The organism is Cellvibrio sp. PSBB006, assembly GCF_002162135.1.
In the GTDB taxonomy this organism is placed as follows: domain Bacteria; phylum Pseudomonadota; class Gammaproteobacteria; order Pseudomonadales; family Cellvibrionaceae; genus Cellvibrio.
The window spans coordinates 1,810,855-1,824,370 of the sequence record NZ_CP021382.1 but is presented as its reverse complement, the minus strand read 5'-3'; the positions used below and the strand labels follow the sequence as shown (position 1 = coordinate 1,824,370).

General features: G+C 46.9%; 9 protein-coding genes. All 9 read left to right on the top strand.

Annotated features, from left to right (window positions below):
• Positions 1–32 precede the first annotated feature (32 nt).
• The 9 genes from CBR65_RS07560 to tadA all read left to right on the top strand — a co-directional run bounded on the left by CBR65_RS07560 (position 33) and on the right by tadA (position 13,426).
• The gene (locus CBR65_RS07560) at positions 33–1,544 is read left to right on the top strand and encodes a tryptophan halogenase family protein (RefSeq protein ID WP_087466293.1); all 1,512 of its coding nucleotides are present in this window, start codon (positions 33–35) and stop codon (positions 1,542–1,544) included.
• A 10-nt stretch (positions 1,545–1,554) separates the two neighbouring features.
• Positions 1,555–2,571, top strand: a complete 1,017-nt coding sequence (locus CBR65_RS07555; RefSeq protein ID WP_087466292.1) for a cupin-like domain-containing protein — start codon at positions 1,555–1,557, stop codon at positions 2,569–2,571.
• 36 nt (positions 2,572–2,607) lie between these two features.
• Positions 2,608–4,110 carry a tryptophan halogenase family protein gene (locus tag CBR65_RS07550; protein ID WP_087466291.1) on the top strand — a complete coding sequence of 501 codons (1,503 nt, stop codon included), beginning with the start codon at positions 2,608–2,610 and terminating at the stop codon, positions 4,108–4,110.
• 505 nt (positions 4,111–4,615) lie between these two features.
• Positions 4,616–7,732, top strand: coding sequence for a TonB-dependent receptor (locus tag CBR65_RS07545; RefSeq protein ID WP_157672009.1), 3,117 nt, complete (start codon positions 4,616–4,618; stop codon positions 7,730–7,732).
• A 77-nt stretch (positions 7,733–7,809) separates the two neighbouring features.
• Positions 7,810–9,336, top strand: coding sequence for a tryptophan halogenase family protein (locus tag CBR65_RS07540; protein WP_087466289.1), 1,527 nt, complete (start codon positions 7,810–7,812; stop codon positions 9,334–9,336).
• 21 nt (positions 9,337–9,357) lie between these two features.
• Positions 9,358–10,455, top strand: coding sequence for an acyltransferase family protein (locus CBR65_RS07535; RefSeq protein ID WP_087466288.1), 1,098 nt, complete (start codon positions 9,358–9,360; stop codon positions 10,453–10,455).
• Positions 10,456–10,811: 356 nt separating this feature from the next.
• Positions 10,812–12,476: a glycosyl hydrolase family 18 protein gene (locus CBR65_RS22265; RefSeq protein ID WP_198300902.1), complete on the top strand. Its 1,665-nt coding sequence runs from the start codon at positions 10,812–10,814 to the stop codon at positions 12,474–12,476.
• Between the two features lie 160 nt (positions 12,477–12,636).
• On the top strand, positions 12,637–12,891 hold the full coding sequence (locus CBR65_RS07525) for a DUF1653 domain-containing protein (RefSeq protein ID WP_087466287.1): 255 nt from the start codon (positions 12,637–12,639) through the stop codon (positions 12,889–12,891).
• A complete protein-coding gene (tadA, locus tag CBR65_RS07520) occupies positions 12,884–13,426 on the top strand; it encodes a tRNA adenosine(34) deaminase TadA (protein ID WP_087466286.1) in 543 nt (180 codons plus the stop codon). Before CBR65_RS07525 ends, tadA begins: the two co-directional genes overlap by 8 nt.
• Positions 13,427–13,516: the final 90 nt, after the last annotated feature.

The window sequence follows — 13,516 nt, the reverse complement described above, 5'->3', positions numbered from 1 at the left end:
CAGATAAATAGTTCGCCGAGTGGAAGCAGGCTATGCAAAAAAATCCCCTGAGCTCCATCTGTATTGTCGGTGGCGGCACTGCCGGTTGGATGGCTGCCAGCTTGCTGTCTTCTGCCTTACAGGGTAGTAATATAAAAATCACCCTGATCGAATCGCCGGATATTGCCACCATAGGTGTCGGTGAATCCACTGTGCCTTCGATCATGGATTTTCTCTACACCTGTCAAATTAATATCAGGGAGTTTGTTGAGGCGACGTCGGCAACTTTTAAGCTGGGTATTCGCTTTGATGATTGGCTAAAACCGGGTGAGCAATTTTTTCACCCATTTGGTCGTGTTGGGCAGGATGTTAATGGCTTTGAGTTTTATCAGCTGTGGTTAAAAAATGTAATGGATGGAAAATCCACCCGTTGGCTTGACCATTCTCCTTGCGCGATCATGGCAGAAAACCAGCGTTTTATGCTGCGCCAGCCCCCGCAGAAAAATTGGGTATTGAACAGCTACAGTCATGCCTTACATTTGGATGCGCTGTTGGCTGCTCGTTATCTGCGTGATTTTTCGCAAAAGCGCGGTATAGAAAGAGTGGAAGCAACTGTTAATAAGGTTGTGATGGATGAGCGACAATTTATTCACTCACTTGAATTGGATAATGGGCAAACTGTTGCCAGTGATTTTTTTATTGATTGTACCGGCTTCAAGGGACTATTAATTGAAGGTGCCCTTAACATTGGCTATGAAGAGTGGACGCATTATTTACCTTGTGACCGCGCCGTTGCCGTGCAAACAGAAAATGCGAGTGGCTTGCATCCGTTCACTATAGCGACTGCCCGAGAGGCAGGTTGGACCTGGAAAATTCCATTGCAGCATCGCACAGGCAATGGTTACGTGTTTTCAAGCCAATACTGCACGGATGACCAAGCGATTGATACTTTGTGTAAAGCGGTCACAGGGAAACTACTTGGTGAGCCGCGAGTCATTCCATTTACCACCGGGCGGCGCAACAAAATATGGCACAACAACTGTTTGGCCTTGGGGCTTGCATCGGGTTTTCTTGAGCCGTTGGAATCTACCGCCATTCATCTGGTGCATAAAACGCTGGTTCACTTTATTCGACATTTTCCCGATCGGGATTTTGAATCCTATACAGAACAGGCGTTCAATCAAAAAATTAATATTGATTATCAAGAAATTCGCGATTTTATCATTTTGCATTATTGCACCAGTGGGCGTGATGACACTGAATTCTGGCGTTGGTGTCAGACTATGCCGGTACCCGATTCCTTACATGAAAAAATCAGTTTATTCCGCGAGCGCGGTCAGATAGAGCATGTGCCCGGTCAGCTTTTTACTATTGATAGTTGGTGTTCTATTCTGGAGGGAATGAAGGTGCGCCCAAAGAAATATCACCCCTTGATTGATGCATTTAATGAGCAATATTTAGCTGCGTTGATGCAAGAGAGTTCGCGTAACGTCCGTGAAACCGTTATAAATATGCCAAGGCATGACGATTTTATCCGGCAGCACTGCGCCGTAAAACTCCGGTGAGGAAATGGCTATGACGGCATATAAACGAATTCCAGAATACCAACAGCTTGATGCTACCCAGTTTTTTGAGCAGATCGCCCCTGAGCAAAAACCGGTGGTTATTCGTGGATTCGCCAAAAATTGGCCACTAGTAGCGGCAGCGCAAAAAACACCGCAGGATTTTTCCGCCTACCTCATGCGCTTTTACACGGGTAAAAAAGCCCGTATTTTTGTTGCGCCACCCGCTGCCAACAAGCGCTTTTACTATAACGACGATATGACCGGTGTGAATTACCTTGGCGGTGAGGAACGCGTGGATTTATTTTTGGGACGGCTGTTGGAATTGATAGACCGAGACGTGTATCCCGCCATTTCCATGCAAAACTCCTTGCCCAAAGAATTGTTGCCGGGCTTGGTCGATGAGAACCCCTCCAGCTTTTTCCCTGAGATGGAGCCGCGCCTGTGGATAGGCAATGAAGGCATCGTCAGTGCCCACTATGATGGTTCTGACAATATTGCTTGCGTTGTCGCCGGACGTAGGCGCTTTGTGTTGTTTCCGCCGGAACAGGTCGGCAATTTATATCCGGGCCCGTTGAATTTTACTCCTGCTGGTGCACCTACCAGTATGGTCAATTTGAACGAGCCGGACTTTGATCGTTATCCCAGGTTCAAAACCGCACTGGCTAATGCCTACTTTGCAGAACTTGATCCAGGTGATGCGATTTTTATCCCCATGCTGTGGTGGCATCATGTTGAGTCACTTGAAAAAGTTAATGCGTTGATGAACTACTGGTGGAACGGTTCTTCTGCCAAAGGCTCAACACCACCAAGCCCAATTGACAGTTTACATATTGCCCTTCTGGCTATGCGTGATTTGACTCCTAAACAGCGCAACGCTTGGCGCAGCATGTTTGATCATTATTTATTTAGGCAGGGTGTTGATCCGGCTTCCTATATTCCTGAGCACCAGCAGCATGTCCTGGGAAAAGTGTCTCCAGAGTATGTCAGAGCTATCAAAGATAACTTTATTGAGAAGTTAAAAAAATAGTGGCTGTGTTGAGTGCCCAATCGTGAGTTTTAGAATATGACCATTGAAAATAAAAAGCCTGAAAAAATTCTCATTGTTGGTGGCGGCACCGCAGGTTGGATGGCTGCAAATTTATTGGTTTCCCGTTGGAAGGATGTAGAAATCTATCTATTGGAATCCACAGATATTGGCATTATTGGTGTGGGCGAGGGGTCTACACCGCATCTAAAATTCTTCTTCGATGCGGCAGATATTTCTGAGTCGGAGTGGATGCCTCGCTGTAATGCCACTTATAAAAATGGAATTTCATTTGTTAATTGGTCGTCCATCCCCGGGTTTGAATCCTATTTCCATCCGTTTCCAGCGCAAACGGATGATATTTTCACTGTCCCGGTGTTCTTTAATAATATTAAAGCGCGGATGCAGGGCAGTAACGCGAATGTACATCCAGATCACTTTTTTTTGGAAACTTATCTTACAAGAGCAAATCTTGGCCCTATTCCTGCGGAGACTTTCCCATTCGGAGTGGCCTATGGTTATCACTTTGACTCTACGCTCTTGGGGCAGTTTCTCGCCGAGAAGGCTACTAGCCGAGGCGTTAAAAGGATCTATGGCACATTAACTGAGGTGTTACATGATTCGGATGGTGCATTAACCGCAGTTAGGTTGGATGATGACAGCCTTTTGGACGCGGATTTTTTTATTGATTGCTCCGGATTCAAGTCGTTGCTTCTGCAGGGAGCATTGAAAGCCAGCTTTAAAAGCTTTAAAGAGAATTTATTTAACGATGCGGCAGTTGTGATGCCGAGCGCGATGTCGGAAGTCATACCGCCAGAGACAAGATCAACAGCGCTGTCCAGCGGTTGGGCATGGAAAATTCCGCTAACGAATCGTTACGGTAATGGCTATGTGTATAGCGCTGATTACATCTCACCAGACCAAGCTGAAATAGAACTAAGGCAACACCTGGGTTTACTTGATAGTGATGTTGCTGCCAGGCACCTCCAGATGAAAGTCGGTCGCGTTGAAAAGCATTGGGTGAAAAATTGCGTAGCGGTAGGTTTGTCCCAAGGGTTTATTGAACCATTAGAAGCCACTGCATTGGCGTTGTCTTTTGATACTATTTCACGGTTTATGACGTATTATGAGAATGGGTTATATACCAATAAATATCAGGATGAGTTTAACAAGGAAATTAACGCGAAGTTCGATGGTGTCAGAGACTATATTGTCTGCCATTACAAGGCTAATCAAAGGCAAGATACCGACTATTGGCGGGATAACGCGGCCAATACTAACTTATCGCAAAACCTGAATAAAATATTGCACTTCTGGAGCAATAGTAAAGATTTTGCAAAGGACATGTATATGAATAATTTGGTGCTAAGTTATCAGCCAAAGTCGTGGGCCTGCCTGTTGGCCGGTTATGGTGTTCTCCCTCCATTGGGGGATAGTGAAGAAAATGCGCGCTACAAGTCATCACAGGATATGGATCAACTCGCTGATTTTATTCGCCGGTGTGGACTAAACTTTAAAAAGCATAACGAGCTACTTATTTAATCGGGTTATTTGGTCGTAGTCACAGGTATCATAGGTAGCTGATATCTACTGATTGAAATCATAGTCGATCAAGGTTCAATTGACTTGAACCTTGATTCAGCCATATTGGTTTACCCCCCTTCGTAATTCTCCCCCTTTATTTAGCATTTATCTCATAACCAGGAATGAATGCTAAATCATCCTTTACGAATTAAATCCGACAACGGATTCAGCTGTTCCGAAGAACGGTTCTGCATCGTTTATATGTTCGGCAGGCGAAAAGTACGACTTTCGGAAGACCAGGTACGACTTTCGGATGCCTGTAGAACCCCCAAAAAGCCAGTGATAGATTCAAAAACACCCTCAAATCTCCAATTTCAGCATCTCGTTTGCTCCGCTTTTACCTGGTTGCATTTGGGGGCGGTATGAGGAATGTGTATCTCCTTCTATCAATTCCACTAAGGCGTCGTTAAAGGGGTTGGATATGTTGCACCACAAAAATCAAGATAGGGCGGCAACGAAAGGCATGAGGTTTAAAAAATCATTGCTGGCAATGTCGGTCATGGCATTAAGTGCACCTTCATTTTCGCAAGTAGCGAATGAGGGTGAAGGTCTGGAAGAAATTGTCGTTCTCGGGATGAAAACCAGTCTCGAAAATGCACAAGACATTAAACGGGAAGCGGCAACGGTCAAGGATGTCATTACCGCGTCCGATATCGGTGCATTACCCGATAAGAGCGTGACGGAAGCACTGCAACGGGTGCCGGGCGTTACCATAGAACGATTTGCATCTTCGACGGACCCGAATCATTTTGCAGCGGAAGGGCGGGGGGTTATTGTCCGTGGTTTAGACAAAGTCAGAAGTGAATTTAACGGCCGCGATTCCTTCAGTGCGAATACCAGCGGTGGGTTGAACTTTGAGGATATTCCGCCGGAGTTATTAGGCTCTGTGGAAGTGGTGAAGAACCAAACGGCTGATTTGATTGCTGGTGGCATTTCGGGAACCGTTAATTTGATTACCCGTAAGCCGTTTGACTCGAACGAACGTATTGTCTCGTTTACCGCCAAGGGCAGTTATGGCGATATGGTGGATGATATTGCGCCGGCATTTTCGGGCTTGTTCAGTGATTCCTGGGAAACTGGGGCTGGTGAATTTGGCTTTTTAATCAGTGTATCCGAATCGGAGTTTACCGCCCACGGCGATGGAGTTGCGGTTGAGAATTTTTATGAGCGCAGCGCGACCCAGACAGAATTTCCCGCCTACGGCTCTACCGAATTCGTGTGGATAGATCCTGCCGACAGCACCAATCGCATGACTTATCGCCCGGGCGAAACGCTGTACATGCCACACGGCGCGCAGATCAATACATCGGATTCGGAGCGTGATCGCACCGGTGTGGCAACATCATTGCAATGGCGAAATCCCTCGGAAACTGTGTTGGCAACAGCCGAATTTATTCGTTCCGACTCTTCGGAAACCTGGCGCGAACGCGTGGTATTTCCCGGTATTCAAGGCTTCAATGCCAATGTCAACGGCGCAAAATTACTGGATCTTGATACGGCAACGCCGGGTATCCAATCCGATGCTGTGTTCGACAGCAACGGTTATTTTGTCAGTGGCAGTATGACCTTTGATGATCCGTTTATCGCTTCTTCGCGCAGTCACCAGGTCGACAATGTTATTGAAGATCTGAGCTTTCACTTGACGTTGACCCCGACGGATAACCTCAAAATAGATCTGGATGCCCAGCGTGTCGATACCACGGCAGATGTGGTAAACAACACCATCAGCAATGCCTTCAGAAACAGTCATATGTATCTGGATGTGAGTGGCGATATTCCCAAAGTTCAATTCCTGCAAGACACAACTGCACTCGACCCCGCTGCACCGGATCGCTATTACCAGGCGTCCATCATGGACACCGAAATTGCAGCAAAAGGTGATCTCGAATCTTTCTCGGCGGATGTAGAGTATACGATTGACCAAGGCTGGTTTAAATCGGCATCTGCCGGGCTGTATTACTCAGAGCGTGAACAGACCATTCGCGACGATGATTATGCCAACTGGGGTGGCGTGTCAGCGACCTGGGCGGCGACCGGATTGCAATCCGCGTTGATAGATCGGCCAGAGTTGTATGAAGCGCACACCTTTGGTAGTGATTTTTTTGATGGCGAAGGTTTGATGGGTAATAACCGGACATTTTTATTTCCGCGTTTGGAGAATACCTTCGATGTCGTAGCCTATGATGAATACCTCGTCGGTAAAGGTATCAGCAATATTGATCGGGTAAATCGCCGCAATCGTGATTTTAATGGCGACGGCATTCCCGACACGGATGCCGATGGCTATCTACCTTATGAAAAGACCATCACCGGTGAAGAGCGTCAGGAAGCTTACCTGCGGGTTGATTTTGCCAACGAAGAATTAAGCATGCCCGTTAAAGCGAATATTGGTATGCGTTATGTTCGTTATGAAGTTGAAGCAACTGGCTCATCGCGTTTTCTGGAAGTGGTGCCGGAGACCAATGAAAACTTCTATCCTTTTTACGCGGCGACTTACCCTGAGCTGGCGACCTTTTTCGATAATACCGGGTCACTTGCCGAAACCAATAGTGCAGAACCTTATTCAACGGTGTTGCCCAGCTTGAACGTAAGCGTCGGGATTACGGATGATTTCATCATGCGTTTTGCGGCCTCCAAAGCTTTATATTTTCCGCAGATGCGTGAGCTGCGCAACACCGGGACCTATCGCGGTTCATTCACCGAACAATGGTTATACGACGACTTGTCGAAAACCACCGCCTCCTGGGCATGTGATACCTGGAGTGAGCCAGGTGTTACCCGGTGTAATGAGCCAGTGGGCGTCACAGGTGTTGGCGTTGCAGGTTTTCGTGGAAATCCGGAACTGGAACCTGAGAAAGCGACACAATTTGATCTGACCGGCGAATGGTATTTTGCGGATGTCGGTTCATTAACGCTGAGTCTTTTCTATAAGGAAATCGAGGATTTGATTCGCGAGCAAAATTTCCAGGAGACAATTGTTAATCCGAACTCAGGTCTGGAATTGGAGATGAGTGTACGCAGACCGGTAAACGAAGGTGAGGGAGAGGTTAAAGGGTTTGAGATTGCCTACCAGCAATTTTATGACTTTTTACCCGGTGCCTGGAGTGGTCTGGGGTTACAACTGAACTATACCTACATCGATCAGAAAGATTTGAACGATGAACGCGGTGACCTCGGTGCGCCTAACGACCTGTCTGCCTATGGCGACACCCGTAACTCGTTCCGCAACTTTACCGGCTTGAGTTTGCCGGGGCTATCCGAAGAAACCTTTAACATCGTCGGTATGTATGAGTACAACGACATTTCTGCGCGCATTGCTTATAACTGGCGCTCGGAATATCTGTTGGCTCGACGTGATGCCAACTCGTTCTCGGCTATTTATGCCGATGCAACCGGCTTTATGGATGCATCAATTTGGTATGCCATTAACGAGAATTTTAAAGTAGGCATTGAAGCGGCAAACCTTACCGGTGAAGTGGTTTCTACCACAACGCAGTTAAATCAGGCGGGTGTAAAAACGGAGAAATCCAACTTCCTGACTGACACACGGTATGCTATTTCATTGAGGGCAACCTTCTAGCCTGGCGTTGCCGATCAGTGGTACAGCACACCGCTGATCGGCAATCTTCACGTTATTTAATTCTCCCGGAAAATATTATGGCTGAAGAGCTTTCCGAAGGTAAATCTATAAGCGATGTTCTGATTGTTGGTGGTGGAACTGCAGGGTGGATGACAGCTGCCGCCTTAGCGAATGTATTCAGTAAAACCCACTGCCGTATTCGCCTGGTGGAATCCGATCAGATTGGTACGGTGGGCGTCGGTGAGGCGACCATTCCGGTTGTGCTGAAATTTAATCAAATGCTGGGTATTGATGAAGATGATTTTTTGCGAAGTACCCAAGGTACTTTCAAGTTAGGTATTCAGTTTGTTAATTGGGGCAGTCTGGGCAATCGCTACATCCATCCCTTTGGTTCCTACGGAACCCCTATGGGAAGCTTATCGTTCTATCACTACTGGTTGAAGTATCACCGTGAGGGGAAGTCCCGGGATATCGGCGAGTTTTCCATTGCTGTACAAGCTGCGTTAAACGGAAAGTTTATGCGGCCGGCCAATATGCCTAACTCGCCGTTATCGCAAATTGCTTACGCGTATCATTTTGATGCCGGATTATATGCACAATACCTGCGCAGCTTTTCAGAAAAGAAAGGTGTGGAGCGCATCGAAGGTGAAATTGTTGATGTTGCTATTCGACCTGACGATGGTTTCATTGAGTCGGTCAATTTAAAAAATGGTGAAAAGCTCAGCGCAGATCTTTATATCGATTGCACTGGCTTTCGTGGCTTGCTCATCGAGCAGGCATTGAACACCGGTTTTATTGATTGGAGTCATTACCTGCCATGTGACAGAGCCGTCACCGTTCCCAGTAAAAACATCGGGCCACCGGATTCATTCACTCGTGCAACAGCACACACTGCCGGTTGGCAATGGCGTATTCCGTTGCAGCATCGAACGGGTAATGGACATGTTTATTCCAGTAAATATATGAGGGATGAAGAAGCCAAAGATATATTGTTGAAAAACATTGAAGGCGATACCTTGGCTGAGCCCAAATTTATTCAGTTCAAAACGGGTATGCGCCAAAAATTCTGGAATAAGAATTGTGTGGCTATCGGTTTATCCAGCGGGTTTCTTGAGCCATTGGAATCCACCAGCATCCATCTCATCCAGTCAAGCATTGCGAAGCTGCTGGCTTTATTTCCTACAGCAGATTTTGTTCAACCGGTTATCGATAAATATAACCAGATAATGTGTTCAGAGTTTATCGGTGTGAGGGACTTTATCATTCTTCACTATAAAGCAACCGATCGCAGCGACTCGGCATTCTGGAACTATTGCCGTCATATGGATATTCCGCAGAACCTTGCGGATAAAATTGAGTTGTACAAATCCAGCGGTAGACTCTTTCGCGATAACAATGAATTATTTGATGAAATCAGTTTGATTGCTGTTATGCATGGACAAGGCATTCGCGCACAGCGTTACCATCCGATGGTCGATGACATCAACGAGATTGAATTTGATCGATTAATGAAAGAAATAAAATCCGTTATTGATCATTCTGCCCAAGCCATGCCCAGGCATGGTGACTTTATTGCCAAACATTGTGCAGCGAAATTTGTGTAAATTTTGAGAATAAGGCCCTTTATGTCCATTGTGTCAGATCAACAACGTTACCAGGCTCTCGATGCGCTTCGGGGATTAACGATTGCATTGATGATTCTTGTTAATACGCCCGGCTCATGGAGTGATATATACGCGCCATTCCAACACGCGGATTGGCACGGCTGCACACCAACGGATCTGGTATTTCCCTTCTTTTTATTTATTGTCGGTGCGGCGATGTTTTTTTCGTTCCGCAAATCGGAATTTTCCTGGTCCAACGCATTGGGATTGCGGATTATGCGCCGGTTTGTCGTCATTTTCAGTTTGGGATTGTTACTTAATGCTTTCCCTTTTAATGAACCCCTGGAACAGTTGCGCGTACTGGGTGTTTTGCAGCGCATTGCACTAGCTTATCTTCTGGCAGCTGTTGTTGTTCTGAATTTCAGGCGTCCTGGCATCATCGCCATCAGCCTTATCATTCTTTTGGGATATTGGTTGATGCTCTGGTTATATGGCGCGGATCAAGCCTACAGTCTGGAAGCCAACCTCGTGAGACAGTTTGATCTGCATATCCTGGGGGCGGATCATCTTTGGCGCGGTAAATCCCTGGCCTTTGACCCGGAAGGTTTGCTCAGTACCTTACCTGCGCTAGTCAATGTGTTAATCGGGTTTGAGATCGCGCGTATGATCACGCAGCAGCCTACATCTCGCGTGTTGAAAAATTTATGTGTAACTGGCGGGATCGCACTGGTCGTGGGTTTGCTTTGGAATTTGGTTATGCCCATCAATAAGTCTCTCTGGACCAGTTCGTTTGTTATTTATACCGCCGGTTATTTTGCGCTGGTTTTGGCGCTCTTTATCTGGTTCGTTGATGTCCGGGGCCATCATACGTTGGCAAAACCGCTGATAATTTATGGTAGTAATCCATTATTTATTTATGTGTTATCCATCTTATGGGTGAAAGTTTATTACCTTGTCCCCCTCGGTGCTTCAGGAAATCTATATCAATCATTCTTCGTTATGCTAAATCAATCGATGGATGCCAGGAACGCCTCTTTGCTGTTCGCAATAATCCACGTCATATTATTCTGGTTTATCAGCGTTTTACTGTTTAAGCGAAACGTTTTCATCAAAGTATAAATAGTAAAAATCAAAGATCATCCTGATTTAAAAGTGTGAATCAGTCGATATTTTGTTTTTTTATTGCATGTGTTGGATGTGTTTTTTCACGGTGTTATTTTCGGAAAAACAGTCGCGCTTTGATTGAAAAAAGTGGGACTCTGGTTTTATTCATTAATAACCTGGCCGCTGAGCTGGCGAATTAACCGCTTGTCGAGTGTTGCGCTGGTAAGTCGTTCGACTTTTAGTAGTAAGGGTACGGATACCAGCGCGTTGTTGCACCACGTTTTTGCGAGTGTTAGCTTTCTGTTGCACGCAGGTAACAGTGCAAACCAGACAGGCAGTTATGTTAACAATAATAGGTTGGAGATAATCCTATGAATTTTTTTCGGCAGAAAAATCGGTTAAACCCGCGTTCAAAATCGCTGGTCTATGGTGTGTTAGGCGCATTTGCCTTTGGCGCTTTTGCCCAGATAGCCAATGCGCAGACCAAAGTGGTTGGTTATATTCCTTCTTACAAAAATATGACAGCGGTGGTCGACAGCATCGATCTCAGTAAGTTAACGCACATCAATATTTCATTTCTGAATCCCAATGCCAGCGGTACAGTTATGAGTGGTGGTGATCCCGTGTGTATGGCGGGCGCTTTCGGCGGTAACGCTGCGGGTTCTGAGTTGACCTATGTGGTGCAAAAAGCTCATCAGGCTGGTGTAAAAGTATTAGTATCCGTGGCGGGCGGTGTTATTCCGAGCTGTTCCGGCAATTGGGCAACGCTGCTGCAACCCGCTAACAGAACAACCGTCGTCAATAATCTGCTGCAATTCGTGAATTATTTTAATCTGGATGGTCTGGACGTCGATATTGAAGGAGCACTGCTGACCAACATTGATAATGCCGGTAATTACACGCCGTTTATCCAGGCGCTCCGCAATGGTTTGCCCGCTGGCAAATTGTTAACCTCGGCAACGGCGTCTTATGTTGGCGGTATGGTGCCAACGTCTTCGTTACCCTATTTTGATTTCGTGAACATCATGTCCTACGACGCCATAGGTCCGAGTTGGGGAACACCGGGTATTGAACATTCCTCTTACAGCCAGGCGGTTTCCCATATCAACACCTGGAAAGCGCGTGGGTTAAGCAAAGACAAACTGGTACTGGGTGTGCCTTTTTATGGTTATGGCTTTGGCAGTTACGCAGCTGATTACAGTTTTGCGCAAATTGTCAGTCAGTTTGGTGCATCGGCGGCGCAAAATGATGTTATTGGCAGTGTGTGTGCGGGTTGCAGTTACATCACTTACAACGGTATTCCCACCATTCGTAGTAAAACCCAACTAGCACTGCAAGAAGGTTCGGGCGTGATGATTTGGGAGATGTCGCAAGACGCTACTGGCGCTAACAGCTTGCTGTCTGCCATTGATAACGAGATCGGGCAGGGCGGCGGTTCTTCTTCCAGCTCCAGTTTCAGCAGTTCATCAAGCTCCAGTGTGAGCGGGCAGCAATGTAATTGGTGGGGCACCATATATCCCATTTGTACACATATCACCACGGGTTGGGGCTGGCAGAATAATGCGGATTGTGTGGGTATTAATACCTGCGCAACGCTCTCGCCGCCCTATGGTGTGATTGGCGGTTCATCAAGTTCCAGCTCTTCAAGCGCAGGCTTTACCCAACTTATTCAGGCGGAAGCATATTCGAACATGAGTGGCGTTCAATTGGAGTCAACGACAGATACTGGCGGTGGCCAGAATATCGGCTGGATCGATGCCAATGATTGGTTGGCCTATGCCAATGTGAGTATTCCCACATCCGGTACCTACCGCGTGGAATATCGCGTGGCCAGTGTCAGCGGTTCATTGTTGTCTCTGGATTTGAATGGCGGGCAAATTCAATTAGGCCAGGTTCCGGTTCCGGCCACTGGCGGCTGGCAAAACTGGACCACGGTTTCCCATGATGTTCAGTTGTCGGCGGGTACGGTCAGTATCGGTATCTACGCCCAGCAGGGTGGCTGGAATCTGAATTGGTTCCGCATTACCCGATTGTGATGTGTCAGATGGCCAGCGCGGTTGGCCATTAATGAGTTGTATAGTCGTCCCCTTGCTCGATCTTATTGATCGAGCTTTTTTATTTTCTGGCTGCGCGATTTCAACTTTCATCCCAAGCAGATTAAAATGGCAACGCCATTTTTTTCGCAGGATCATTCCCATGCAAGTGCAAACCGGTATCTATCGCCATTACAAAGGTAAGGAGTATCAGGTTTTTCAGATCGCCACTCACAGTGAGACTCTGGATCAGTTTGTCGTCTATCGCTGCCTTTACGGGGATTATTCCTGGTGGGTGCGTCCCCTGAGTATGTTCACGGAAACCGTCACGATTGCCGGTGAAACCCTGCCGCGCTTCCAGTTAATCAAAGCACTGGAATGTGAGTTGGAGTTGCCGGTGCAGAATAAACATGACTGATCTTGTAAGCGAACAGGCAAAACAGGATGAATTCTGGATGCGCTATGCCATAGATCTTGCCGCTAAAGGTGAGATGGCAGGCGAGGTGCCTGTAGGCGCGGTCATCGTAAAAGATAACCAGATCATCGGAGAAGGTTGGAACCAACCCATCAGCAGCCACGATCCAACCGCGCATGCCGAAGTTGTTGCGATTCGGATGGCAGCACAGGCGCTCAACAACTATCGCCTGCCGGGTTGCACGCTTTACGTCACGCTTGAACCCTGCACCATGTGCGTTGGTGCATTGGTTCATGCGCGTGTTGAACGGTTAGTCTATGGCACGACAGAGCCCAAAGCCGGTGCTATTCAAAGTCAATCCAGGCTGCTGGACAGTGTCTGGTTTAATCATCGGGTGAATTATCAGGGCGCGGTGCTGGCTGGCGAGTGCCAGCATCAGTTGAGTTATTTTTTTCAGCAGCGCCGCCAGCAATTAAAAGCGTTACGGCAACAACATACAATAAACGTTGATGATGAAGATATTTCATCAGGGGAATAAGTTTGCAGGGAAAGATAATGAGACAGATGGCGTCTGGTGCGTAGTTTTTTACGAGATTAATTGAGGCCAGTATTAAATGCCAGCAACGAA

What these genes read in the sequence shown, in the direction of transcription:
- CBR65_RS07560 (WP_087466293.1), top strand. Translation starts at nt 33, where the DNA reads ATGCAAAAAAATCCCCTGAGCTCCATCTGTATTGTCGGTGGCGGCACT.
- CBR65_RS07555 (WP_087466292.1), top strand. Translation starts at nt 1,555, where the DNA reads ATGACGGCATATAAACGAATTCCAGAATACCAACAGCTTGATGCTACC.
- CBR65_RS07550 (WP_087466291.1), top strand. Translation starts at nt 2,608, where the DNA reads ATGACCATTGAAAATAAAAAGCCTGAAAAAATTCTCATTGTTGGTGGC.
- CBR65_RS07545 (WP_157672009.1), top strand. Translation starts at nt 4,616, where the DNA reads ATGAGGTTTAAAAAATCATTGCTGGCAATGTCGGTCATGGCATTAAGT.
- CBR65_RS07540 (WP_087466289.1), top strand. Translation starts at nt 7,810, where the DNA reads ATGGCTGAAGAGCTTTCCGAAGGTAAATCTATAAGCGATGTTCTGATT.
- CBR65_RS07535 (WP_087466288.1), top strand. Translation starts at nt 9,358, where the DNA reads ATGTCCATTGTGTCAGATCAACAACGTTACCAGGCTCTCGATGCGCTT.
- CBR65_RS22265 (WP_198300902.1), top strand. Translation starts at nt 10,812, where the DNA reads ATGAATTTTTTTCGGCAGAAAAATCGGTTAAACCCGCGTTCAAAATCG.
- CBR65_RS07525 (WP_087466287.1), top strand. Translation starts at nt 12,637, where the DNA reads ATGCAAGTGCAAACCGGTATCTATCGCCATTACAAAGGTAAGGAGTAT.
- tadA (WP_087466286.1), top strand. Translation starts at nt 12,884, where the DNA reads ATGACTGATCTTGTAAGCGAACAGGCAAAACAGGATGAATTCTGGATG.